This is a genomic window from Streptomyces sp. NBC_00090 (genome assembly GCF_045160815.1).
Taxonomy (GTDB): Bacteria; Actinomycetota; Actinomycetes; order Streptomycetales; family Streptomycetaceae; genus Streptomyces.
Window position 1 is genome coordinate 5,113,142 of the sequence record NZ_CP108224.1, and the last position, 23,313, is coordinate 5,136,454.

Consider the following 23,313-nt stretch of genomic DNA (forward strand, 5'->3'; position numbering starts at 1 on the left):
CTACGTCGGGAACCGCCTGCTCACCCAGCGGTACGACAGCTCCAGGAGTCCCCCTCCCGCCGCCGCGATCACCACCGCCGCCCACGGCATCGTCGTGCCGACCAGTTTCAGGGCGAAGAAGTCCTGGAGCCAGGGGACGACGAGGACGAGGAGGAAGGCGCCGGCCATCGTGGCGACCAGGGTGAGGCGCCACCACGTGTAGGGGCGGGCGATGATCGCCAGGACCCACATGGAGACCAGGAAGAGGGTGAGCGTGGCCGCGCTGGTCTCCGCTTCCAGGGCGCCTTCGCCGGTGTAGTGGTGGCGGGCGAGGAGGTACGTGGCGAAGGTGGCCGCCGCCGCGATGACGCCGCCGGGGATCGCGTACCGCATCACCCGGCGTACGAAGTTCGGCTTCGCCCGTTCCTTGTTGGGGGCGAGCGCGAGGAAGAAGGCCGGGACGCCGATCGTCAGGGTGGAGAGGAGGGTGAGGTGGCGGGGGAGGAAGGGGTACTCGACCTGGGAGCAGACCACCAGGACGGCCAGGAGGACCGAGTAGACCGTCTTGGTGAGGAAGAGGGTGGCTACGCGGGTGATGTTGCCGATCACCCGGCGGCCTTCGGCCACCACCGACGGCAGGGTCGCGAAGGAGTTGTTCAGGAGGACGATCTGGGCGACGGCCTTCGTCGCCTCCGAGCCCGAGCCCATCGAGACGCCGATGTCGGCGTCCTTGAGGGCGAGGACGTCGTTGACGCCGTCGCCCGTCATGGCGACCGTGTGGCCGTGGGACTGGAGCGCGGCCACCATGTCCCGCTTCTGCTGCGGGGAGACCCGGCCGAAGACCGCGTTCGCGTCCAGGACCTTCGCCATCTCCTCCCGGTCGGTGGGGAGGGTGCGGGCGTCCACCGTGTTCTCGGCGCCGGGCATGTCGAGCTGTCCGGCCACCGCGCCCACCGAGACCGCGTTGTCGCCCGAGATGATCTTCGTGGTGACGTTCTGGTCGGCGAAGTAGGCGAGGGTGTCGGCGGCCTCCGGCCGTAGCCGCTGTTCCAGGACGACGAGGGCGGTCGGGCGGGCGTCGGTGGCGACCACGGGGTCGTCGAGTTCGTGGGTCGTACGGGCGAGGAGGAGGACCCGGAGGCCCTGTTCGTTGAGGTGGTCGATCTCGGTGAGGGTCGGGTCCCCGGCGGGGAGCAGGACGTCCGGGGCGCCGAGCAGCCACGTCGAGCTCTCGCCGTTCCCCTCGCTGAAGGCCGCGCCGCTGTACTTCCGCGCCGACGAGAAGGGGAGCGACTCCGTGCAGCGCCAGTCCACCGAGTCCGGGTAGGCGTCGACGATCGCCTGGAGGGAGGCGTTCGGGCGCGGGTCGGACTCCCCGAGGGCGCCGAGCACCTTCCGTACGTACGCCTCGTCCGCGCCGTTGAGGGGCCGGAGCTCCGTGACGTCCATGCCGCCCTCGGTGAGCGTGCCCGTCTTGTCGAGGCAGACGACGTCGACGCGGGCGAGGCCCTCGATGGCCGGGAGTTCCTGGACGAGGCACTGTTTGCGGCCGAGGCGGATGACGCCGATGGCGAAGGCGACGGAGGTGAGGAGGACGAGGCCCTCGGGGATCATCGGGACGATGCCGCCGACCGTGCGGGCGATCGAGTCCTTGAGGTCGTTGTCCTTGACGACGAGCTGGCTGATGATCAGCCCGATCGCGGTCGGGATCATCATCCACGTCACGTACTTGAGGATCGTGGAGATGCCGCTGCGCAGTTCGGAGTGGACGAGGGTGAAGCGGGAGGCCTCCTCGGCCAGCTGGGCGGCGTAGGCCTCGCGGCCGACCTTGGTGGCGGTGAAGGCGCCGCCGCCCGCGACCACGAACGAGCCGGACATGACCGGGTCGCCGGGCTGTTTCACGACGGGGTCGGCCTCGCCGGTGAGGAGCGACTCGTCGATCTCCAGGCTGTCGGCCTCGGCGACGACACCGTCGACGACGGCCTTGTCCCCGGGGCCGAGCTCGATCAGGTCGCCGAGGACGATCTCGGAGGTGGAGAGCTCGGCGGTGACCCCGTCACGGCGGACGGTCGGTTTCGCCTCGCCGATGACGGCCAGCCCGTCGAGGGTCTTCTTGGCGCGGAGCTCCTGGATGATGCCGATGCCGGTGTTGGCGATGATCACGAAGCCGAAGAGGCTGTCCTGGATCGGCGCGACGAAGAACATGATCACCCACAGCACGCCGATGATCGCGTTGAAGCGGGTGAAGACGTTGCCGCGGACGATGTCGACGGTGGAGCGGGAGCTGCGTACGGGTACGTCGTTGACCTCGCCGCGTGCGACGCGCTCGGCGACCTCGGCGGAGGTGAGGCCGGCCGGGTGGTGCACGACGGGCGGTTCCACCGCCTCGGCCACGCCGCCGTCCGTGTCGATCTTCGCCCGCTGAGTCATGTTCTCGACGGTACGACCGGAACGGGCCGCTCACCTGCCGAGGAGGGCGAAGATCGGACCGGGGGAGGAGGGGAATGGTCCCTTGGTGCTACGCGGGTGCTACGCGGGTGCTACGCGGGTGCTACGCGGGTGCTACGCGGGTGCTACGCGGGTGCTGTGCGGGTGCTGTGCGGGTGCTACGCGCCCGGGGTGGCCTCGTCCTACGCGGGTGTTACGCGCCCGGGGTGGTCTCGTCCGCCGATGTCGCCCCCGCCGCGCTCGTCCCCGCGGCCTCCGCCGTCCGTGCCGCCTCGTGCCGCTTGATCGCCGCGTCCCGACCCCGTACGTACCAGATGCCGATCAGGCCGAGCCCGCCGCCGGCCAGGCAGGTCCACACCCACCAGGTCAGGTCCCGGTCGTCGAACCAGCCGTAGAAGGGGAGCTGGACGAGGAAGAGGGCGAACCAGAGGATCGTGCCGCCGGTGATGGTGGCGACGACGGGCCCTTCGAGGGGCTCGGGTGCCTCGTGCTTCGGTGTCCACTTCGCCATACGGCTCAGTCTAGGTGTCGGGAATTGTTGTCTACGCGCGGAGATAGACGCTCGCTCGCTCATGTGTTCATACTGAAACGGTTTGCCTCCGGCGGGTTTCCCTCGTATGAACCGCCAAAAGGACTTCTTCCGAAGAGGAACCCCCATGAGCACCACGGCCACCGCCAAGGCCACATCCCCCGAGCCTGTCTCCCCGCAGCCGAGCTCGGGCCTCGACCGCTTCTTCAAGATCTCCGAGCGCGGGTCGACCGTCGCCCGCGAGGTCCGGGGCGGTTTCGCCACCTTCTTCGCGATGGCCTACATCATCGTGCTGAACCCGATCATCCTCGGCAGCGCCAAGGACATGTACGGGCACCAGCTCGACGGTGGTCAGCTCGTCACCGCGACCGTCCTCACGGCGGCCTTCTCGACGCTCCTCATGGGAGTCATCGGCAACGTCCCGATCGCCCTCGCCGCCGGCCTCGGCGTCAACACGGTCGTCGCGCTCCAGCTCGCGCCGAAGATGTCCTGGCCGGACGCGATGGGCATGGTCGTCCTCGCCGGCATCGTCGTGATGCTGCTCGTCGCGACCGGTCTGCGCGAGCGCGTCATGAACGCCGTCCCGGTCGGCCTGCGCAAGGGCATCGCGATCGGCATCGGCCTCTTCATCATGCTCATCGGCCTCGTCGACTCGGGCTTCGTCTCCCGCATCCCCGACGCCGCGCACACCACCGTCCCGCTCCAGCTCGGCAGCGACGGTCACCTCACCGGCTGGCCGGTCCTCGTCTTCATCCTGGGCACCCTGCTCACCCTCGCCCTGATCATCCGCAAGGTGCCGGGCGCCATCCTGATCTCGATCGTCGCGATGACGGTCGTGGCCATGGTGATCAACGCGGTCGCGACCGTCCCCTCCTGGGGTCTCACCACCCCGGAGTGGCCGGGCAACCCCGTCGCCTCGCCCGACTTCGGCCTGGTCGGCGAGGTCAGCCTCTTCGGCGGCTTCGAGAAGGTCGGTCTGCTGACCGGCGTCCTCTTCGTCTTCACCGTGCTGCTGTCCTGCTTCTTCGACGCCATGGGCACGATCCTCGGCGTCGGCGACGAGGCCAAGCTGATGGACAAGGACGGCAACCTCCCCGGCATCAACAAGGTCCTGCTCGTCGACGGCCTGGCGGTCGCGGCCGGCGGCGCCACCTCCTCCTCGGCCAACACCTGCTTCGTGGAGTCCACGGCGGGCGTCGGCGAGGGCGCGCGTACGGGCCTCGCCTCGGTCGTGACCGGCGGTCTCTTCTCGATCGCGCTCTTCCTCACGCCGCTCGCGACGATGGTCCCGTCGCAGGCGGCCACGCCCGCGCTGCTCGCGGTCGGCTTCCTGATCCTGGCCGGCTCGATCAAGGACATCGACTGGAGCGACTACACCATCGCGGTGCCGGCGTTCCTGGCGATGATGATGATGCCGTTCACGTACTCGATCACGAACGGCATCGGCATCGGCTTCATCGCCTTCAGCGTGCTGCGACTGGCGGCCGGCCGAGGCCGTGAGGTCCCGGTGGCCATGTACGTGGTGTCGGCGGTCTTCGTCTTCTACTACGCGATGCCGGCGCTCGGCCTCACGTGATCCTCGGGCCCGGCTGACTCCGGCCCGTAGAACTTCTCCGTCTCGTCGACGGCGGTCTTGAACCGCTCGTCGAAATCCTCCCGAATGAGCGTCCGGACGACATAGTCCTGGACGCTCATTCCTCTTTTCGCGGCGTGACTCCTGAGCCGGTCGAGCAGCTCACCGTCGATGCGCAGGCTGAGCACTGTCGATCCCATGTCGTTCAGGGTCGGGGCAGCCGGGGCGTCTTTGCGTCACTTTCCGGATCCGACTCACTCATTTGGGTGATACATGGATGCCGAAGCGTGACCTTCCCGCCTCGGCGTTGCCGGTGCTGCCGGTGTTGTGGGAGTGGTCCGCGGGGGTGTCCGTGGGAGTGGTCCCTGTGAGTGGTTCGTGCGAGTTCGGTGTGATCCGTGCGACGTCGGCGCGTTCCCGTTGGTATTTAGGCAGAGTAATGAGTTAGGCTAACAAACATGCCAGACCTGTCCCACGGCACTGCCGACGACGTTGCGGCCGTGAACGCGCTCCGCTCCTCCGTCATGCGACTCAGCCGACGCCTCAAGCACCAGCGCGTCGACGAGTCGCTGAGCCCCACCGAGATGTCGGTGCTCGGCACCCTGAAGCTCTGCGGCTCCGCCACCCCCGGTGAGCTGGCCCGCAAGGAGCACGTCCAGCCTCCGTCGATGACCCGCATCGTCGCGCTGCTCGAAGCCAAGGGACTGGTCCTGCTGGAGCCGCACCCCGACGACCGTCGGCAGAAGGTGGTCCGCCAGACCGAGCAGGCCGAGGCCATGCTCGAAGAGTCCCGCCGCAAGCGGAACGCCTGGCTCGCCTCCCTCGCCGAAGGCCTGGACGAGGACGAATGGGCCAAGCTTCGCGCCGCCGCCCCGGTCCTGGAGAAGCTCGCACACCTCTAGAACCCCAGCCGAGGAGGCGAACGCACTTTGAGTACGGGACCCGGAGCAGACTCCGCACCCGTCCATCAACCCACCCTCAAGACCCGTGGGCGGGGGGAAACCTTCTCCTCGCTCAAGATCCGTAACTACCGGCTGTTCTTCACCGGAGCGATCGTCTCCAACACCGGTACGTGGATGGCCCGCATCACCCAGGACTGGCTGGTCCTGAGCCTCACCGGCTCGGCCGCCGCCGTCGGCATCACCACGGCACTGCAGTTCCTGCCGATGCTGCTCTTCGGGCTGTACGGCGGTGTGATCGCCGACCGCTACCCCAAGCGCACCCTGCTCCTCTTCAGCCAGGCCGCCCTCGGACTCTGCGGCCTCGCGCTCGCCGTCCTCACCCTCTCCGGCTCCATCCAGGTCTGGCACGTCTACCTGATCGCCTTCCTCCTGGGCATGGTGACGGTCGTCGACAACCCGGCCCGGCAGTCCTTCGTCTCCGAGATGGTCGGCCCGGACCAGCTGCGCAACGCCGTCTCCCTGAACTCTGCGAACTTCCAGTCCGCGCGGCTCGTCGGCCCCGCCGTCGCCGGTGTCCTCATCGCCGGAGTCGGCAGCGGCTGGGCCTTCCTCCTCAACGGCCTCTCCTTCCTCGCCCCGCTCGTGAGCCTCCTGCTCATGCGGACGAGCGAACTCCACAAGGTGGAGCGCGCCCCGCGCGGCAAGGGCCAGCTGAGGGAGGGCCTGCGATACGTGGCCGGGCGGCCGGACCTGATCTGGCCGATCGTCCTCGTGGGCTTCATCGGCACCTTCGGGTTCAACTTCCCGATCTGGCTGACCGCCTTCTCGGAGGAGGTCTTCCATGTCGGCGCCGGTACGTACGGCTTCCTCAACACCCTGATGGCGGCCGGCTCGCTCGTGGGCGCCCTGGCGGCGGCCCGCCGCGGCTCGACCCGGCTGCGGATGCTGGTCGTCGCGGCGGCGGTCTTCGGCGTCCTGGAGATCGCGGCGGCGCTGTCGCCGGCGTTCTGGCTGTTCGCGCTCTTGCTCGTCCCGATCGGCATGATCGGCCTCACGGTCAACGTCACCGCGAACTCGGCCGTCCAGATGGCGACCGACCCGGCCATGCGGGGCCGCGTGATGAGCCTCTACATGATGGTCTTCGCCGGCGGCACCCCGATCGGGGCGCCGCTCCTCGGCTGGATCACCGACACGTACGGCGCCCGCGCCGGCTTCGCGACGGGCGGCGCGATCTCGCTGGCCGCGGCCGGTGTCGTCGGCCTGGTCCTGGCGAAGGTCGGCGGCCTGAGGATGGCCTTCGCCTGGCGCGACGGCCACCCGCAACTCCGCTTCGTGGCGCGCGAGCGGCTGGCGACGGCGGCGTAGGGCCCGTCCGGGGTGTGGCATTCGTTCCGCGGTGCGGAACGGGTGGGCACACCCCGGAGCCCATGCGTGTCGCTCAGACCCGCCGCTCCAGGATCTGCCCCTCCCAGTCGCCGACCGCGAAGGCCTCCGTGCGGGTGAAGCCCTGGCCCTCGTAGTACGCGATCAGCCGGCCCTCGCTGCCCGCGAAGCAGTCCACCCGCAGCAGCGACACCCCCTGCCGCCGCGTCTCCTCCACCGCGTGGGCGAGGAGCGCCGCCCCCACCCCGTGGCCGTGGAACCGCGTGTCGGTCGCGAGGAGCCGTACGTACACCTCGGGCTCGTCCGCCCGCGGCACGTGCTTGCCCGGGTGCGGGGTCAGTGTCATCGTCCCCGCCGGTACGCCGTCGATCTCGACGATCCACGGGTCGCCCTCGGCGAGCGTGTCCTCGACCTGCTGCACCGCCGCCGGGCGTGCGGAGAACGGCTCCGTGCCCCACTGGGCGGTGATCCCCTTGCCGTTGAGCCACGCCACGGCGCTGTCGAGTACCGCGAGTATCGCGGGGAGGTCGTCCTCCCCGGCCTTCCTGATGGTGATCTCCATCCGCCCGAGGCTAGTCGCCGCGATTTCCATGATCCGTACAACCCTTCGAGAGGGTGGGGGGTCGTACCCGGTGTATCCATCGGGTTGGGGGGAGGAACACACCTTGCGTACCACTACGAGCCGTCGGCGTCTGGCGATCTCGGTCGGCGTCGTGCTCACCGCGGTGACCGCCGCTTCGCTCACCGTCCCGGCCGCGTCCGCGGCGCCCGGGCCGGGCCCCGCCGCGCCCGTGGCCGTGTCCGCGGCCCGGACCGCCGCGCCGGCCCCGGTGCCGTTCCTGGCCTCGGGCGGCAAGCTGCTCGGCGCCGGGACGACCGGCTTCCTCTCGCAGGACGCCGAGGGTACGGCGCGCTGGACCAGCTACGCGGACGGGGCGTCGAAGGTCATCGCGAAGAGCGAGGGCGAGTACGTCTTCGGCTCCGGCCCGGGCTCGGACATCGTCGTGGTCGCGCGCGAGGTGGCGGAGGCCGGGGCCGAGGAGATCTACACCTCGATCGTGAAGGTGTACGACATGGCGACGGGCGCCGCGCCCGTCACCTTCGACCTGAGGGAGAGCACGGAGACCCACGGGCGCGTCGGCGGCGCCGTGGGTTCGACGCTCCTGGTGAGCAGCGGCGACCAGACGCTGAAGCTGATCGACGTCGTCGGCGGGAAGCCGACCGTCCGCATGGTGGGCGACACGTACCTCGGCCCCGAATGGATGCCCGACACCCTGCCCGGCACGGCGGTGGCGCACAGCGTCGACGAGGCCTTCGTCGTCGACCTGGTCGGCGCGCGGGTCGACGGCAGATACCGGATGGCCCCTGACCCCGGCATGCCGAGTCCGCTCCCGAGGGACTCCTTCCTCTCGCCGACCCACGTGGCCTGGACGGAGGGGGCGGACGGCAAGCTGGTCCTCGCCACGGCGGTGCGGGGGCAGAGCGAGGTCCGGAAGACCCCGCTGGGTTCCGACGCCCGGGCGGAGATCACCGGCGGTCTGCTGGGCGACTGGTTCACGTGGGGAGCCACCACGGGGAACGCCACCGAGTGGCACGCCTTCTCGGCGCTCTCCCTGAAGGACGGGTCGACCGTCAAGCTTCTCGACCACGCCACCCACGCCACCAAGGGTCCCGACGGCACCCTGCTCGTCCTCGGCGTCACGGCCGCCGACGGCGCGGGCGTCTACCGGGTGTCGGTCGGCGCGGACGGGAAGCCGGCGGCCGAGCTGATCGCCTCCACCGGCGAACCGAACGACGGCGCCGCCCCCCTGGCGTACGTCGGAGGTGCCCCGGCCACCGTCGACCTGGACGGAGTCGCCAGGGCCCGTCTGTCCTGGAAGTTCTCCACGGCGAGGGCGGACCTCACCGTCGTGCTGAGGAGCAAGGTGACGGAGGAGGAGTTCCGGACGGTCGTCCGGCCCGTGTCCGGCTCCGGGGCCTACCCGGACGGATCCCTCGGGCTCGACTGGACCGGCGAGGTGACGGACGCCTTCACCCGGACGCCGAAGTCCGCCCCCAACGGCGCGTACGAGTGGACGGTGACCGCCAGGCCGTGGAACGGGATGCCGTCGGTCACCACCTCCGGCACCCTCACCGTGGCCCGCACCCCCAAGGCGCACGACTTCGACGACAACGGGGCGCCGGACCTGATGGCGCGGGACGAGAACGGCGACCTCGACCAGATCAGCACGCGCTGGGACGACGCGACGGGGCGGCTCGTCCCGCTGCCCAACCACACTTCCGGGCGGAGCGGCTGGAACGTCTACGACCGGGTCGAGTCCGCCGGCGACATCGCCGGTTCGAACGTCGCCGACCTGGTCACCCGCGACCGGGACGGGGTCCTCTGGCTCCACCGCGGGCGCGCTGCCAAAAGCCCGTACAGCGGCGGCCTCGAGTCCCGGGTGCGGATCGGCGGCGGGTGGAACACGTACACCCAGTTCACCGGCGGCAGCGACCTGACCGGTGACGGGCGTGCCGACCTCGTCGCCGTCGACAAGGCGGGCGACCTCTACCTCTACAAGGCGACCGGCTCGGTCACGGCTCCGTACGAGCCGCGCAAGAAGATCGGGTACGGCTGGGGGATCTACAACCAGCTCACCGCCACCGGCCAGATCGGCGGCAACCCGACCGGAGACCTCGTCGCCCGCGACAAGGACGGCGTGCTCTGGACGTACCTCGGCAAGGGCGACGGCACGTTCGCGCCGCGGACGCGGATCGGTGGCGGCTGGCAGGTGTACGCCGACATCGTCGGCATCGGCGACGGCAACAAGGACGGCCGACCCGACGTCTACGCCCGGACGCCGGCGGGCGCGACCTACTTCTACCCCGGTACGGGCGACTACAAGGTTCCGTTCACGCCGCGGTCCACCACCCAGACCGGGGTCGCCCCCGTCGAGACGGCGTACAACCAGCTCTTCTGACCGCGAGGGGGCACAGGGGCATGGAGACCCGGTCCGGCCGGGTCTCCTGACAGACTTGTCCCATGAGACTGTTCGCCGCCGTCCTGCCGCCCCCCGAGCAGCTGACCGAGCTCGGACACGTCACGGACCGACTGCACCGGCTGCCAGGCGCCGACGGGCTCCGCTGGACCTCGCGGCCCGCGTGGCACCTCACGCTCGCCTTCATGGGCGAGGTCGACGAGGAGCTGCTGCCCGAGCTGCGCGTCCGGCTCGCCAGGGCCGCGCACCGCACCCCGCCGTTCCCGCTGCGGCTGCACGGCGGCGGGCACTTCGGGCGGCGCGCCCTGTGGACCGGGGTCGCCGGGGATCTGGACGACCTGCGGCTGCTCGCCGAGCGGTCCGACGCCGCCGCGCGCCGGGCCGGGGTCGCGATGGAGGAGCACCGTCGCTACCAGGCGCATCTGACGCTCGCCCGGGCGCGGACGGACGAGGTCGACCTGCGTCCGTTCGTCGGGGAGCTCGACTCCTTCGAGGGCGGCCGCTGGCAGGTGGCCGAGCTGGCGCTCGTACGGTCGAACCTGCCGGTGAGCGGGGTGCGGGGTGAGCAGCCGCGGTACGAGAAGGTCGACGGCTGGCCCCTTGAGGGGCGCGAGGCGCGGTCGGGTTAACCTCGACGGGTGGACCCTAAGACCCGTAACCGCATCATGGCCGGCGTGCTCGTACTGATGTTCGCGATCATCGCGGTGGCATCGGTGACCAGCCAGTAGCCGACGGCCGGCCGCCCGTACCGGGCCGCCACTCCGTGGGAACCCCCTTGCTTCGAGCGGACTCGAAGCAGTTGGCTTGACCCCCATGGAGTACACGCAGCTCGGACGCACCGGACTCAAGGTCAGCCGCCTCGTCCTCGGGACGATGAACTTCGGACCCCAGACGGACGAAGCCACCAGCCACGCCATCATGGACTCGGCGCTGGACGCGGGGCTCAACTTCGTCGACACCGCCAACGTCTACGGCTGGGGCGAGAACAAGGGGCGGACGGAGGAGATCGTCGGCTCCTGGTTCGCCAAGGGCGACGGCCGCCGCGACAGGACCGTCCTCGCCACCAAGGTCTACGCGAACATGGGCCCCGAAGGCGAGGCCTGGCCCAACCACGACAAGCTCTCGGCGCTCAACATCCGCCGGGCCGTCGACGCCAGCCTCAAGCGGCTCGGCACCGACTACATCGACGTCTACCAGTTCCACCACATCGACCGTTCGACGCCCTTCGACGAGATCTGGCAGGCCGTCGACGTCCTGATCCAGCAGGGCAAGGTCCTCTACGCCGGCTCCTCCAACTTCCCCGGCTACAAGATCGCCCAGGCCAACGAGACGGCCGCCCGGCGCGGCTCGGTCGGACTGGTCAGCGAGCAGTGCCTCTACAACCTCTTCGAGCGGCGCGCGGAGATGGAGGTGATCCCGGCGGCCCAGGAGTACGGCCTCGGGGTCATCCCGTGGTCCCCGCTCCACGGCGGTCTGCTGGGCGGGGTCGTGAAGAAGGAGGCGCAGGGCAAGCGCCGCTCGGAGGGCCGCGCGGCGGCCGTGCTCGCCGACCCGGCGGCGCGGGCGCAGCTCCAGGCCTACGAGGACCTGCTCGACAAGCACGGTCTGGAGCCGGGGGAGACGGCCCTCGCGTGGCTGCTCACCCGCCCGGGCGTGACGGGTCCGATCGTCGGCCCGCGCACCCCCGAGCAGCTGACGAGCGCGCTGCGCGCCCTGGAGGTGGAGCTGAGCGAGGAGGTCCTGTCCGGCCTGGACGAGATCTTCCCGGGCCCGGGCCCGTCCCCGGAGGCCTTCGCCTGGTAGTCGGTGCCGTTCGGTTGGCCGGTGCCGTCCGGTGCCGTCCGGTGCCGTCCGGTGCCGTCCGGTGCTGCTCGGCGGTGACCTGGTGAGCCTTTCAGGCGCCGCCGAGCCAGCTCGTGGCGTCCAGACGGAACGCCGTCTCCGCGGGGACGACGTTCCGCAGGGCGGTCTCGATGTCCTGGACGCGGTCCGCGCCGAGGGCCGCGACCCATTCCGCCCGCAGTTCGTCGAAGATCGCGGCGGAGCGGGCGAGGGCGGCGCGGCCGCGCGGGGTGAGGTGGACGAGTTTGCGGCGCGCGTCGGCGGGGTCGTCGGCGCGGTCCGCGTAGCCGAGGGCGAGCAGCCGGTCGACGGTCTTGCCGGCGGCCTGCTTGGAGACGCCGAGGCGCCGCCCGATGTCGCTGGCGGTGGCGCCCCGGGCGCCGATGGCCTGCATGGCGAAGCCGTGGGCGGGGCGCAGGTCGGGGTGGCCCTCGGCGGCGAGACGGGCGTGGAGCCGGTCGATGAGGGTGCGGAAGCCGCCGAAGAGGAGCAGGGGCAGCTCGAAACCGGGACCCGGTTCCCCCTTGCCCCGATCGACAACCTGGTTTACTTTTTCTCCATCGACATGGTCAACCATGTTGTCGATCCTACCGTGATCCGCCAGGAGATGCCTTGACCGCAACCGTAGATCTGTCCGCCCGCACCGCCAACGCCGTCGCCCTCCTCAAGGAGTCGCCGGAGACCCTGAACGGCTTCCTCGGGCTCAGCGAGATCTTCGAGTCCACGACCCTCGACCCACACTCCCGCGAGACCGTGATCCTCACCGTCGCCGCCCGCAACCAGTGCCACCTGTGCGTCGACATGCACGAGGCCAAGATGGCCGCCCTCGGCCCCGCCCCCGCCCCCGAACGCCTCGCCGCCGTCCGCCTCTTCACCCTCCAGGTGCTCGCCTCCTCGGGCGCGGTCACCGACGAGGAGCTCGCGGCCTTCGAGTCCCACGGCTACACCCGCCGCAACGCCCTGGAGGTCGTCCTCGGCATCGGTACGTACACGGTCTCGACCTTCGCCAACCGCCTCACCCGCGCCGCCTGAAGCCGCCGCCGCGGTCAGTGGCGGTACGGGCCGCCCAGCCCCCAGGCCTGGTGCATCGCCGTGGCGAAGGCGGCGGCCAGCTTGTGCTCGCCGCTCGGGCCCGGGTGCGTGCCGTCGTAGGTGTCCGTGTCGAGGTCGTACGACTCCGGGACCGTCGCCAGGAGGAGCGGCGAGGCCGCCGTGTCCAGGTCGGCGACCGCCTTCGCGAGGAGCTCGTTGAAGCGGGCGCACTCGGCGGCGAAGGGGGCGTCGTACCCGGCGCGGACGTTCGGGATGACCGGCAGGAGCACGGCCCGTACGCGCGGGTTGGCGGCGCGGGCCGCCGCGACGAACGCGCGGACGTTCTCCTCGGTCTGGTCGCTGTTCGTGTAGAAGCCCAGGTCGATCAGGCCCAGCGAGATCAGCAGCACGTCCGCACCGGTCGCCGTGACGGTCTCGCCGATCACGGGCGCCATGTGCAGCCAGCCCTCGCCCCAGCCGGCCAGATGGCGCCGGGCGGGGGCGGGGAAGGCGGGGTCGGCGTAGGCCTCGACGCCGTTGGGGTCGTCGGCGGCCGTCGGGTCGTAGAGACCGGTGCGCGGGCCGACGATCTCGTACCCGCCCGGAAGTGTGGCCTCCAGGTGCTGCCACATCCGATGGCGCCAGGTCCAGTCGCCGACGCGCCCGATGGTCATGCTGTCGCCGACGAACAGAAAACGCATGGTCACATCATCGCGGACCGCTCCCCGGAGCTGCGACGTGATCCGGGACACGGATCACCCGCGCAGCCGCGCCCACCTCGGGGCCTCGGGCCTCGGGCCTCAGGGCTCGGGCTCAAGGCCTCAGGGCTCAGTCAGGGCTCAAGGCCTCAGGGGGGGCCTACCCCAGGAAGGCGTCGACCGTCTCCGTGAACCACTTCGCGTCGTCGTGCCACGGGAAGTGCCCGCCCCCGTCCAGGACGGCGAGCCCGGCCTTCGGGAACAGCTCCGCGTACGCGCCGGCCGTCGGCACCGGCGTGTTCGCGTCGCCCTCCCCGGCGACGACGAGCACCGGACGCCCGAACTCCGCGAACACCGCGCGCGTCGCCTCCGGTTGGAACGCGCCCTCGCTCCCGTAGACCCCCGCCGCCTCGCCGTTCCGCTGCCGGCCGCTCTCCGCGTGCCGCTCCCGCGCCGCCTCGTCCCAGCTCCCGTGGAAGAAGGGCGCGACCGCCTGGAAGGACTCGGCGGTCCCGCGCCCCGCCGTGACCTCCTCCAGGGCCGCGTACGCCGGCCCGAACCACGGCTCCGCGCTCCGCAGCCGCGCCGCCGCGAGCCGCTCCTCCGGCGCCGTGTCGAGCGCCACCGCCGCCGTGCCCGGCGTGACCAGCACGAGCCGGCGGACCCGCTCCGCGTGCCGGGTCACGTACAGCGCGGCCAGGTTCGCCCCCGCCGAATGGCCCAGGAGGTCAACGGTGTCGAGGCCCAGGTGCGCGCGCAGCGCCTCCACGTCCTCGACCAGCCGGTCGCAGCGGTACGAGGACGGGTCGTCCGGCACCGCGGAGGCGCCCGTGCCCCGCAGGTCGAGCCGGATCACCTGACGGTGGGCGGCGAGTCCGCCCAGGTCCCCGAGGTAGGCGGAGTCCTGCATCGGACCGCCGGGCAGACAGAGGAGCGGGGCGCCGGAGCCGGGGAGGGAACCGGAGACGTGGTACGTGAGTTCCGTGCCGTCGGGCGCGGTGAAAGTGGGCATGCACGCGACCATGACAGCGGCTCCGCCGCTGGTCAATCGGGTTTCCCGGGGGTCGTGGCAGGCTTGAGTCCATGCGAACTGCTCTGTGCGCCCTCGGCGCGGCGGCGGCCCTGGTGCTGCTCCCCGCCGGTCATGCCCGTGCCGAAGGGCAGGACCCCGACCGGGACTTCACGATCGCGGACCCCCGGATCACCGAGTCCAGCGGCCTCGCCGCGAGCCGGGCCCACCCCGGGATCTACTGGACGCACAACGACCAGGACGCGTCCCTGATCTACGGCATCGACTCCCGTACGGGCGAGACCGTCGCGACCCTGACGATGGAGGGCGTCGGGACCCCCCGCGACATGGAGGCGATCGCGGTCGGCCCGGACGGCGACATCTACGTCGGCGACATCGGCGACAACCTCGACGGCTCCTGGGACCACGTCTGGATCTACCGCTTCCCCGAGCCGAAGACCCTCAAGGACCAGAAGGTGTCGGCGAAGCAGTACGTCGTGAAGTACGCCGACGGGCCGCGCAACGCCGAGGCCCTGATGGTCCATCCGAAGACCGGCCGGGTGTACATCGCGAGCAAGAACCAGGACGGCGGCGGACTTTACGCGGGCCCCGAGCGGCTCTCCTCGTCCGGCACGAACGTCTTCCGGCGCGTCGACGACGTGCCGTGGGTGACCGACGGCGCCTTCTCCCCGGACGGCGGACGGCTCGTCCTGCGCGGCTACTTCAGCGCGAAGGAGTACGCGTGGAAGGACGGACGTCTCGGCGACGGGGGCACCGGGGTCGGGGCCCCCTTCCAGGGGCAGGCGGAGTCGGTGACGTACACGACGGACGGCTCGGCGTTCATGTTCGGCTCGGAGGGCACGAGCAGCAAGGTGGTGCGGGTCGACCGGGAGACGGACGGCCGGCCCTCGGGCACCCCCTCCGACCCCTCCGACCCGTCGGACCCCTCGGGCGGGGCCTCCTCCCAGGCCCCCGGCGCGCCGGAGTCCCCGACGGCGCAGGACAAGGACGGTCAGGGCGGCAACGCGACCGTCGGCTTCCTGGTCCTCGCCGGCGCCACCGTCCTCGTCCTCGGCTTCAAGCGCCTGCTGCGCCGCTGACCTGCGGTTCCCCGCCCCGTCCGGCGCCCGCGTCGACCCGGCGCGCCGACGGGGCGAGACTGGAAGGAGGCCGGAGAGCCGGAGCGCCGGAGAGCCCGAGAGCCAGATGGCCAGAGGGCCGGAGAACCGTGGACCGGGACCGGATCGGCCGTGGAGGAGTCATGACGGCAACCACCCGCGAGACCACCCCCGTCGTCCTGGAGGGCGGCGGCGTGGACCTGCGCGTCAAGGACGTCGGCGGGGGCCTGAGCGCCGCCTTCATCCACCTTCCCGCAGGCACCGACATGGGGCCGGCGCTCAAGGGCCTGGAGGGCGATCTGTGCCAGTGCCCCCACTGGGGGTACCTCTTCAAGGGCCGGATCAGGATGCGGACCGCCGACGGCGAGGAGATCTACGAGGCCGGGCAGGCCTACTACTGGGGCCCCGGCCATGCCCCCGAGGCGCTTGAGGACGTCGACGTCGTGGAGTTCTCGCCGACCGAGGAGTTCGTCGCGGTGCTCGACCACGTGAAGTCGCAGCTGGGCTGAGTCCACCGGCTCCGGCGGCTCCACCGGCTCCACCGGCTCCACCGGCTGTCCATACGCTCGCGCTCACGGCGGTCTTCCCGCCGCTCGCGGTCCGCCGCCACCAGGCACTCGGCCGGTGACGCACGAGGGCCCGGCGTCGACCGTGTCCGACGCCGGGCCCTCGTTCAAAACCGGGTGTTACAGCTTCTCGATCACGTAGTCGATGGAGGCCGTCAGGGCGCGCACGTCCGCCGGGTCGACCGCCGGGAACATCGCGATGCGCAGCTGGTTGCGGCCCAGCTTGCGGTACGGCTCCGTGTCCACGATCCCGTTGGCGCGCAGCACCTTGGCGACCGCCGCCGCGTCGACCTCGTCCGCGAAGTCGATCGTGCCGATGACCTGCGAGCGCTTCGCCGCGTCCGTCACGAACGGCGACGCGTACTTCGAGTCCTCGGCCCAGCCGTACAGCGCGTCCGAGGACTCCTTCGTCCGGGCCACGGCCCAGTCGAGACCGCCCTGGCCGTTGATCCACTTCAGCTGCTCGTTGAGCAGGAAGAGGGTCGAGAGCGCCGGGGTGTTGTACGTCTGGTTCTTCAGCGAGTTGTCGATCGCCGTCGGCAGCGAGAAGAACTCCGGGATGTGCCGACCCGAGGCGTGGACACGGGCGGCGCGCTCCAGGGCGGCCGGAGAGAAGGCCGCGAGCCACAGGCCGCCCTCGGCGGCGAAGGACTTCTGCGGGGCGAAGTAGTAGACGTCCGTCTCGGTGATGTCCACGGGCAGGCCGCCCGCGCCGGAGGTCGCGTCGACCAGGACGAGCGCGCCCTCGTCGGCACCGGCGACCCGCTTGATCGGGGCGGCGACACCGGTGGAGGTCTCGTTGTGGGTGTACGCGTAGACGTCGACGCCCGCCTCGGCCACCGGCTCCGGGTGCGTGCCCGGGTCGGAGGAGATCACGGTCGGCTCGGCAAGCCAGGGAGCCAGCTTGGCGGCCTTCGCGAACTTCGAGGAGAACTCGCCGAAGGTGAGGTGCTGCGACTTGTTCTCGATCAGACCGTGGGTCGCGATGTCCCAGAAGGCGGTGGAGCCGCCGTTGCCCAGGATCACCTCGTAGCCCTCGGGGAGCGAGAAGAGGTCACTGATGCCGGTACGTACCTCGCCGACCAGGTTCTTCACCGGAGCCTGGCGGTGGGACGTGCCGAGGAGGGAAGTGCCGGTCGCGGCCAGGGCGTCCAGCGCCTCCGTACGCACCTTGGAGGGGCCCGCGCCGAAACGGCCGTCGGCGGGCTTGATGTCAGCGGGAATCCGGATCTCAGCCACGAGGCGGAGAGTATCGGTTCCGGAAGGGCCCGGTCGCGGGATGTCCGCCCGATGAGACGAGCTCTGAGACATCCTGGCCTTGTGGGAACACACGAGGAGCACGCGTCCGAACTCGCCGCCGACCTGCGCGCCGCCGTGGCCGGGGAGGTCGATTTCTCCGTCACGGCGAGGGCCCTGACGACGATGGACGCCTCCAACTACCGCCGGGTGCCGGTCGGTACGGTCGCGCCGCGCGACGCGGCCGACGTGGCGGCGGTCCTGGAGGTGTGCCGGGCACACCGGACGCCGGTCGTCGCGCGCGGCGGCGGCACGTCCATCGGCGGCCAGGCCACCGGTACGGGCGTGGTGCTCGACCTCACACGGCACATGGGCGGGCTGGTCTCCCTGGACCCGGAGGAGCGCACGGCCGTCGTACGGCCGGGGCTCGTCCTCGACCGGCTGCGGGAGGCCGCACGGCCGTACGGGCTGACCTTCGGCCCCGATCCGTCCACGCACAGCCGCTGCACCCTCGGCGGCATGATCGGCAACAACGCCTGCGGGGCGCACTCGGTCGCCTGGGGCACCACGGCCGACAATGTGCGCTCGCTCGATGTGGTGACGTACCGAGGAGCGGAGTTGACGCTGGGCCGTGACGGGCAGGGCGCGCCGCCCGGACTCCGCGAGCTCGTCGACCGCCATCTCGCCCTGCTGCGGACCGGCTACCCGGCCGGCCTTCCGCGCCGGATCTCCGGCTACGCCCTCGACGCGCTGCTGCCGGAGCGGGGCGTGGACGTGGCGCGGTCCTTCTGCGGCAGCGAGGGGACCCTCGGGGTGGTGACGGAGGCGACGGTCCGGCTCGTCCCGCTGCCGGCCGACCCGGTCCTCGTCGTCCTCGGCTACCCGGACGAGAGCGCGGCGGCCGAGGCGGCGGCGGGGCTGCTCCCGTACGGCCCGCTGACCGTGGAGGGCATGGCCGCCGACCTCGTCCGGGGCGGTGCGGCCGTACTTCCCAGGGGCGGGGCCTGGCTGTTCGTGGAGACGGACGGGGCGGCGGCGGCCTCGGCCCTGGTCCGGGCGGCGGACGCCCTCGACTCCGCCGTGGTGCGGGACCCGGCCGGGCAGCGGGCACTCTGGCGGATCCGCGAGGACGCGGCGGGGACCGCGACGCGGACGCCGGAGGGCGGGGAGGCGTGGCCGGGATGGGAGGACTGCGCGGTGCCGCCGGCGCGGCTGGGCGCGTACCTGCGCGAATTCCGCTCCCTGCTCGGTGAGTTCGGGCTGCGGGGGGTGCCGTACGGCCACTTCGGGGACGGCTGCGTCCACGTCCGCATCGACTTCGACCTGTGGACGGGGAAGGGCGTACGCGAGTTCCGCCGCTTCTCGGAGGCCGTGGCGGACCTCGTGGTCGCCCACGGCGGCTCGCTCTCCGGAGAGCACGGCGACGGGCAGGCGCGGGCCGAGCTGCTGCCGAAGATGTACGGGGAGGAGCTCGTCGGCCTCTTCGGCGCGGTGAAGGACGTGTGGGACCCGGACGGCGGCCTGAATCCCGGAATGCTGGTCCGCCCGAACCCGCTGGACTCCGGGCTGCGCTTCGAGGGGCTTCCGCTGGTGGGCATCGGACGGGCCGCCGCGAGGTGCGTAGGAGTCGCCAAGTGCCGTGCGGACGCCCCGAGTTCAGGTACGGGGCCGGGTCCGGGGGTGATGTGCCCCTCGTACCGGGCGACGGGGGAGGAGAAGCACTCCACCCGGGGGCGGGCGCGGCTGCTGCACGAGATGGCGCTCGGCGAGCTGATCACCGACGGCTGGCGCTCGGAGGGGGTCGGGGAGGCGCTCGACCTCTGCCTGTCCTGCAAGGGCTGCCGCAGCGACTGCCCGGTGGGCGTCGACATGGCCGCGTACAAGGCGGAGTTCCTGGACCGCCACTACGCGGGCCTGCGCCGATGGCGCCGGCCGCGCTCGCACTGGACCATGGGCGGGCTGCCCCGATGGCTGGCGACCTTCGGGAGGGGCGTGAACCTGGCGACGGGCCTGCCGTTCGCGGCGCGCCTGGCCGGAGTGACGCCGGAGCGGACGATGCCGAGGGTGGCGGACCGGTCGTTCGTGTCGTGGTTCGGCGAGCGCGGCTCGCGCCGCCCGGCGGCCCTGACCCTGTGGCCGGACACCTTCACGAACCACCTGGCCCCGGAGGTCGGCCGGGCGGCGGTGCGGGTCCTGGAGGACGCGGGGCTGGGAGTGGCGCTGCCGCCGGGGAGGGTCTGCTGCGGCCTCACGTACGTGTCGACGGGGAGGCTGGGGGCGGCGCGGAAGGTGATGCGCAGGACGCTGGACGTGATCGGGGGCGGGGACGGGGGCGTGGACGTGATCGGTGCTGGTGCTGGTGCTGGTGCTGGGGCCGGAGACGGTGCCGGGGACGGTGCCGGGGATGGGGTCGGGGACCGGCCTGTCGTCGTGCTCGAACCCTCCTGTGCGGCGACCCTCCGCACCGACCTGCCCGAACTGTTGCCGGACGACCCCAGGGCCGCCCGCCTCGCGGCCTCCGTCCTCACCTTCGCCGAGGCCCTGGAGAAGCTGGCCCCCGACTGGTCCCCGCCCCGGGTCGACCGCCCGGTCACCGGCCAGACCCACTGCCACCAGCACGCGGTCCTGGGCGACGCCCCCGACCGCCGCCTCCGCGAACGCGCAGGCCTCACGGGCACCCTGGCGGGCGGCTGCTGCGGCCTGGCGGGCAACTTCGGCTTCGAACCGGGCCACTACGAGGTCTCGGTCGCCTGCGCCGAGGACCAACTCCTCCCGGCCCTCAGCGCGACCCCGGAAGGAGCGGCGGTCCTGGCGGACGGCTTCTCCTGCCGCACCCAGATCGCCGACCTGACGGACCGCCGGGGCCACCACCTGGCGGAACTCCTCGCGGAGGCCCTGGAGGAGGGGCTCTAGGGCGTGTGTCGAAAGTAGCGCCGTCTGCCCGAAGGGCAGGCCCGGTGGTGTCCGGTGCGTGCGATCGCAAGGCGGAGGATCACCCCGATACTGGATGTATCGGGGTGATCCCGACAACGCGGCGAGCGTGCGTGCCGGGCGCCGCCGGGCAGGCGGGACTTTAGACACACGCCCTAGGGGCGAGGGTCTCGGGCGGGCTTCTGGTGGGGCTCACGAGGTGCCTCGTTGCCCTCGGCGATGAGCCGGCAGTGGGGGCGTTCACTCCCCGCTGACGATCTCCCTGGCCATCGCCACCAGCGCGCCCGTCGCCGGGTGCGGGAAGGCGTCCCGCCAGGCCAGGACCACCGGTAGCGGCGGCGCGTCGGGCAGGGGGCGGTAGGCGACGCCCGGGTGCGGGTGGAGTGCGGCCGTGGAGGCGGAGGAGACGCCGATGCCCCGGCCGGCGGCGATCGCGGTGAGCCAGTCGTCGGTGTTGGCGACGGTCAGGGTGGCCTGCGGGCGGGCGGTGGCGGGCCAGAGCGCGAGCGTGGTCGTGCCCGAGACGGTGTTGAGGACGACCGTCTGCCCCGTGAGCTCCCCGAGGGTGAGCCGGGGCCGGTCCGCGAGCGGGTGGTCGGCGGACAGTGCGGCGACCCGCTCCTCCGTGGCGAGCTCCTCGGTGACCAGGCCCGGCGCGTCGACCGGGCCCCTGAGCAGGGCCGCGTCCACCTCGCCGCGGGCGAGACCGGCCGTGCGGTCGTCGATGCGGAGGAGTTCGAGCGGGGTCTCCGGGTGTTCGCGCTGCCAGCGCCGGAGCAGCGGGGTGGTGTACGGGCCGAACGCCGACCAGGCGTGCCCGAGGCGCAGGGGGCGGTGGCGCAGCCTCGCCGGGTCGACGGCGGCCTCGAAGGCGGCGAGGGCCGCGGCCGCCCGGTCCTGGAAGGCGCGGCCGTCGGGGGTGAGGGCGAGGTGGTGGGTGGAGCGGTCGACGAGCCGGGCGCCGAGGTGTTGTTCGAGGGCGGCCAGCGTGCGGGAGACGGCGGGCTGGGTGAGGTGGAGCCGTGCGGCTGCCCTGGTCAGGCTGGATTCCTCGGCGATGGCGAGGAAGCAGCGGAGGTGACGCAGCTCGATGCTCATGTCTTCGGAGCATAACCGCAGCGCATTCGGCATTTCCGGTGCCGCGCGGGGGCTCGTAGCGTGGGAGGGGAATCGTGGCGACAGTCGCGTGGGAGTGCACTATTCTGAACTGGGGGTCTAGTTCAGTGAACCATTCAGTCGTCTTCGACGTGTACGTCGTGTACGTCATGTAGGCGTGGACCTGTAGGAGGAGTAGCCCGGTGGACAGTCCGGTCAAGGATGTGACCCCGGCCGCCGCCATGGCCGTCGAGCCGCCGAGCGGCGTCGTGGACGGCGCTCCCGGGCCGGGGAGGGGGAAGGCCGTCCGGCACCTCGGGCCCGTCGCCCTCGTCGTCGCGGGCGGGCTCTCCGTGCAGTTCGGCTCCGCCGTCGCCGTCCTCCTGATGCCCCGCGCCGGCGCCCTCGGCGTCGTCACCCTGCGGCTCGTGCTCGCCGCGCTCGTCCTGCTGATCGTCTGCCGGCCCAAGGTCCGCGGCTACGGCCGCGCCGACTGGGGCACCGTCGTCGCCTTCGGCACCGCCATGGCCGGAATGAACATCCTCTTCTACCAGGCCGCCGACCGGATCCCGCTGGGCGCCGCCGTGACCCTGGAGGTCCTCGGCCCGCTCATCCTCTCGGTCGTCGCCTCACGCCGGGCCGCGAACCTGCTCTGGGCGGGGCTCGCCCTCGGCGGCGTCGTCCTGCTCAGCGGCGGCGGCTTCGACCGCCTGGACCCGGTGGGCTGCGCCTTCGCGCTCGCCGCGGGCGCGATGTGGGCCGCGTACATCGTCTTCAGCGCCCGCACCGGCCGCCGCTTCCCGCAGGCCGACGGGCTCGCGCTGGCCATGGCCTTCGGTGCCGTCCTCAGCCTGCCGTTCGGCATCGCGGAGGCGGGCGACAAGCTCCTCGTACCGTCGACGGTCCTGCTCGGCCTCGGAGTCGCGCTGCTCTCCTCCGTCCTGCCGTACACCCTCGAACTCATCGCCCTGCGCCGTCTGCCCGCGCCCACCTTCGCGATCCTGATGAGCCTGGAACCGGCCATCGCGGCGGCGGCCGGCTTCCTCGTCCTCAGCCAGGCCCTGTCCGTCACCGACGCACTCGCCATCGCCCTGGTCATCGGGGCCAGCATGGGCGCGGTCCGCACCCAGGTCCGGGCGGCGCGGCGCGACACCCCCTGAAGCCGGGGGCGGGTCGGCGAGAGGGCTTCCGGCACTCGGTCGGGGCGCCGTCGACCGCCGAGGTGACCGCCACCAGGCAGCCGGATCCGGGGCCGGCGTGGTCGCCTCTAGACTCCGCGCATGATCGCCGATCTGCAATGCCTCGTGATCGACTGCCCCGTGCCCCGGGAGCTCGCGGAGTTCTACCGCGCGGTGCTCGGCGGCGAGGTCGACCGGCCCGATCCCCGCTGGTCCCTCGACGACGCCTGGTCCACGCTGCACACCCCCGGTGGGCTCGTCCTCTGCTTCCAGGGCGTCGCCGACCACCGCCCGCCGACATGGCCGGATCCCGACCGCCCCCAGCAGTTCCACCTCGACTTCGGCGTCCCCGACCTGGACGCGGCCCAGGAGCACGTCCTCGCCCGGGGCGCGACCGTCCTGGACGAGGGGGACGGCAAGCGGAGCTGGCGGGTGTACGCGGACCCCGCCGGGCATCCGTTCTGCCTGGTCAGGCACTGATACGGGCGGCGGTGGGCCGGCGCTCCGGGCGGTGACCCGATCCTGTCGGTCCTTGGCCGCCGGCCTGTTTCGGGGGCCGGGGGCGGGCGCGGACGATGGGACGGTTCTCAGCCGTACGAAGAGGGGGAGCCGACCATGGCCCTGGAGATGCGAGACCGGTGCGAGCGCTGCGAGACGGCGGCCCTGACCGTGGACGGGCCGGCCCGGATCTGTACGTACGAGTGCACCTTCTGCGTGCCGTGCGCCGATGCCATGGACGACGTCTGCCCCAACTGCGGCGGCGAACTCGTCCCGCGACCGCGCCGCCGCCCCGCCGCGTAGCCGGCGGCCGGCCGT

General features: G+C 72.0%; 22 protein-coding genes. 13 read left to right on the top strand and 9 right to left on the bottom strand.

Annotation, left to right across the window (positions count from 1 at the left end; translation table 11 throughout):
- Positions 1 to 2,409, bottom strand: coding sequence for an HAD-IC family P-type ATPase (locus OG361_RS22930; RefSeq protein ID WP_405856318.1), 2,409 nt, complete (start codon positions 2,407 to 2,409; stop codon positions 1 to 3).
- 211 nt (positions 2,410 to 2,620) lie between these two features.
- On the bottom strand, positions 2,621 to 2,938 hold the full coding sequence (locus OG361_RS22935; RefSeq protein ID WP_405856320.1) for a DUF2530 domain-containing protein: 318 nt from the start codon (positions 2,936 to 2,938) through the stop codon (positions 2,621 to 2,623).
- Positions 2,939 to 3,083: 145 nt separating this feature from the next.
- On the opposite strand from OG361_RS22935, the gene OG361_RS22940 reads away from it, so the two are divergent.
- The gene (locus OG361_RS22940; protein WP_405856322.1) at positions 3,084 to 4,532 is read left to right on the top strand and encodes an NCS2 family permease; all 1,449 of its coding nucleotides are present in this window, start codon (positions 3,084 to 3,086) and stop codon (positions 4,530 to 4,532) included.
- Here OG361_RS22940 and OG361_RS22945 read toward each other — a convergent pair.
- On the bottom strand, positions 4,502 to 4,729 hold the full coding sequence (locus tag OG361_RS22945) for a hypothetical protein (RefSeq protein WP_405856324.1): 228 nt from the start codon (positions 4,727 to 4,729) through the stop codon (positions 4,502 to 4,504). The two genes, OG361_RS22940 and OG361_RS22945, sit on opposite strands and share 31 nt — an antisense overlap.
- 258 nt (positions 4,730 to 4,987) lie before the next feature.
- Between OG361_RS22945 and OG361_RS22950 the strand changes: the two genes are divergently transcribed.
- Positions 4,988 to 5,431: a MarR family winged helix-turn-helix transcriptional regulator gene (locus OG361_RS22950; RefSeq protein WP_384569695.1), complete on the top strand. Its 444-nt coding sequence runs from the start codon at positions 4,988 to 4,990 to the stop codon at positions 5,429 to 5,431.
- Between the two features lie 27 nt (positions 5,432 to 5,458).
- Positions 5,459 to 6,796 (top strand): MFS transporter, encoded by a 1,338-nt coding sequence (locus OG361_RS22955; protein ID WP_405856326.1) that lies wholly within the window; start codon positions 5,459 to 5,461, stop codon positions 6,794 to 6,796.
- A gap of 73 nt (positions 6,797 to 6,869) precedes the next feature.
- On the opposite strand, the gene OG361_RS22960 is transcribed toward OG361_RS22955, so the two are convergent.
- Positions 6,870 to 7,376: a GNAT family N-acetyltransferase gene (locus tag OG361_RS22960; RefSeq protein WP_405856328.1), complete on the bottom strand. Its 507-nt coding sequence runs from the start codon at positions 7,374 to 7,376 to the stop codon at positions 6,870 to 6,872.
- 103 nt (positions 7,377 to 7,479) lie between these two features.
- Here OG361_RS22960 and OG361_RS22965 point away from each other — a divergent pair, with 103 nt between their 5' ends.
- From OG361_RS22965 to OG361_RS22975, 3 genes are all read left to right on the top strand, one after another.
- Positions 7,480 to 9,774, top strand: coding sequence for an FG-GAP repeat domain-containing protein (locus OG361_RS22965; protein ID WP_405856330.1), 2,295 nt, complete (start codon positions 7,480 to 7,482; stop codon positions 9,772 to 9,774).
- A 62-nt stretch (positions 9,775 to 9,836) separates the two neighbouring features.
- Positions 9,837 to 10,421: an RNA 2',3'-cyclic phosphodiesterase gene (thpR, locus tag OG361_RS22970; RefSeq protein WP_405856332.1), complete on the top strand. Its 585-nt coding sequence runs from the start codon at positions 9,837 to 9,839 to the stop codon at positions 10,419 to 10,421.
- 184 nt (positions 10,422 to 10,605) lie between these two features.
- Complete coding sequence (locus tag OG361_RS22975) at positions 10,606 to 11,595, top strand: aldo/keto reductase (protein WP_405856334.1); 990 nt, start codon at positions 10,606 to 10,608, stop codon at positions 11,593 to 11,595.
- A gap of 91 nt (positions 11,596 to 11,686) precedes the next feature.
- Here OG361_RS22975 and OG361_RS22980 read toward each other — a convergent pair whose 3' ends face one another.
- Entirely contained in the window at positions 11,687 to 12,211 is a 525-nt protein-coding gene (locus tag OG361_RS22980) for a MarR family winged helix-turn-helix transcriptional regulator (protein ID WP_405856336.1), read from the bottom strand.
- A gap of 35 nt (positions 12,212 to 12,246) precedes the next feature.
- On the opposite strand from OG361_RS22980, the gene OG361_RS22985 reads away from it, so the two are divergent.
- Positions 12,247 to 12,666 (top strand): carboxymuconolactone decarboxylase family protein, encoded by a 420-nt coding sequence (locus OG361_RS22985; RefSeq protein WP_405856338.1) that lies wholly within the window; start codon positions 12,247 to 12,249, stop codon positions 12,664 to 12,666.
- Between the two features lie 14 nt (positions 12,667 to 12,680).
- On the opposite strand, the gene OG361_RS22990 is transcribed toward OG361_RS22985, so the two are convergent.
- Positions 12,681 to 13,367, bottom strand: coding sequence for a GDSL-type esterase/lipase family protein (locus OG361_RS22990; protein ID WP_405856340.1), 687 nt, complete (start codon positions 13,365 to 13,367; stop codon positions 12,681 to 12,683).
- A gap of 157 nt (positions 13,368 to 13,524) precedes the next feature.
- On the bottom strand, positions 13,525 to 14,376 hold the full coding sequence (locus tag OG361_RS22995; RefSeq protein WP_405856342.1) for an alpha/beta fold hydrolase: 852 nt from the start codon (positions 14,374 to 14,376) through the stop codon (positions 13,525 to 13,527).
- Positions 14,377 to 14,447: 71 nt separating this feature from the next.
- On the opposite strand from OG361_RS22995, the gene OG361_RS23000 reads away from it, so the two are divergent.
- Together OG361_RS23000 and OG361_RS23005 are read left to right on the top strand one after the other, a co-directional pair.
- Positions 14,448 to 15,473, top strand: a complete 1,026-nt coding sequence (locus OG361_RS23000) for a WD40 repeat domain-containing protein (RefSeq protein WP_405856344.1) — start codon at positions 14,448 to 14,450, stop codon at positions 15,471 to 15,473.
- A gap of 161 nt (positions 15,474 to 15,634) precedes the next feature.
- A complete protein-coding gene (locus tag OG361_RS23005) occupies positions 15,635 to 16,000 on the top strand; it encodes a hypothetical protein (RefSeq protein WP_405856346.1) in 366 nt (121 codons plus the stop codon).
- Between the two features lie 177 nt (positions 16,001 to 16,177).
- Here the strand turns inward: OG361_RS23005 and serC are convergent, their stop codons facing one another.
- Positions 16,178 to 17,296 carry a phosphoserine transaminase gene (gene serC / locus OG361_RS23010; RefSeq protein WP_405856348.1) on the bottom strand — a complete coding sequence of 373 codons (1,119 nt, stop codon included), beginning with the start codon at positions 17,294 to 17,296 and terminating at the stop codon, positions 16,178 to 16,180.
- Positions 17,297 to 17,347: 51 nt separating this feature from the next.
- Here serC and OG361_RS23015 point away from each other — a divergent pair, with 51 nt between their 5' ends.
- Positions 17,348 to 20,206, top strand: coding sequence for an FAD-binding and (Fe-S)-binding domain-containing protein (locus tag OG361_RS23015; protein WP_405856350.1), 2,859 nt, complete (start codon positions 17,348 to 17,350; stop codon positions 20,204 to 20,206).
- 258 nt (positions 20,207 to 20,464) lie between these two features.
- On the opposite strand, the gene OG361_RS23020 is transcribed toward OG361_RS23015, so the two are convergent.
- Entirely contained in the window at positions 20,465 to 21,322 is an 858-nt protein-coding gene (locus OG361_RS23020) for a LysR family transcriptional regulator (protein ID WP_405856352.1), read from the bottom strand.
- Between the two features lie 239 nt (positions 21,323 to 21,561).
- Here OG361_RS23020 and OG361_RS23025 point away from each other — a divergent pair, with 239 nt between their 5' ends.
- The 3 genes from OG361_RS23025 to OG361_RS23035 all read left to right on the top strand — a co-directional run bounded on the left by OG361_RS23025 (position 21,562) and on the right by OG361_RS23035 (position 23,298).
- Entirely contained in the window at positions 21,562 to 22,479 is a 918-nt protein-coding gene (locus OG361_RS23025; RefSeq protein ID WP_405862392.1) for an EamA family transporter, read from the top strand.
- 120 nt (positions 22,480 to 22,599) lie between these two features.
- Positions 22,600 to 22,977 (top strand): VOC family protein, encoded by a 378-nt coding sequence (locus OG361_RS23030; RefSeq protein WP_384569647.1) that lies wholly within the window; start codon positions 22,600 to 22,602, stop codon positions 22,975 to 22,977.
- 135 nt (positions 22,978 to 23,112) lie between these two features.
- On the top strand, positions 23,113 to 23,298 hold the full coding sequence (locus OG361_RS23035) for a DUF1272 domain-containing protein (protein ID WP_384569645.1): 186 nt from the start codon (positions 23,113 to 23,115) through the stop codon (positions 23,296 to 23,298).
- The last annotated feature ends 15 nt before the right edge of the window (positions 23,299 to 23,313 follow it).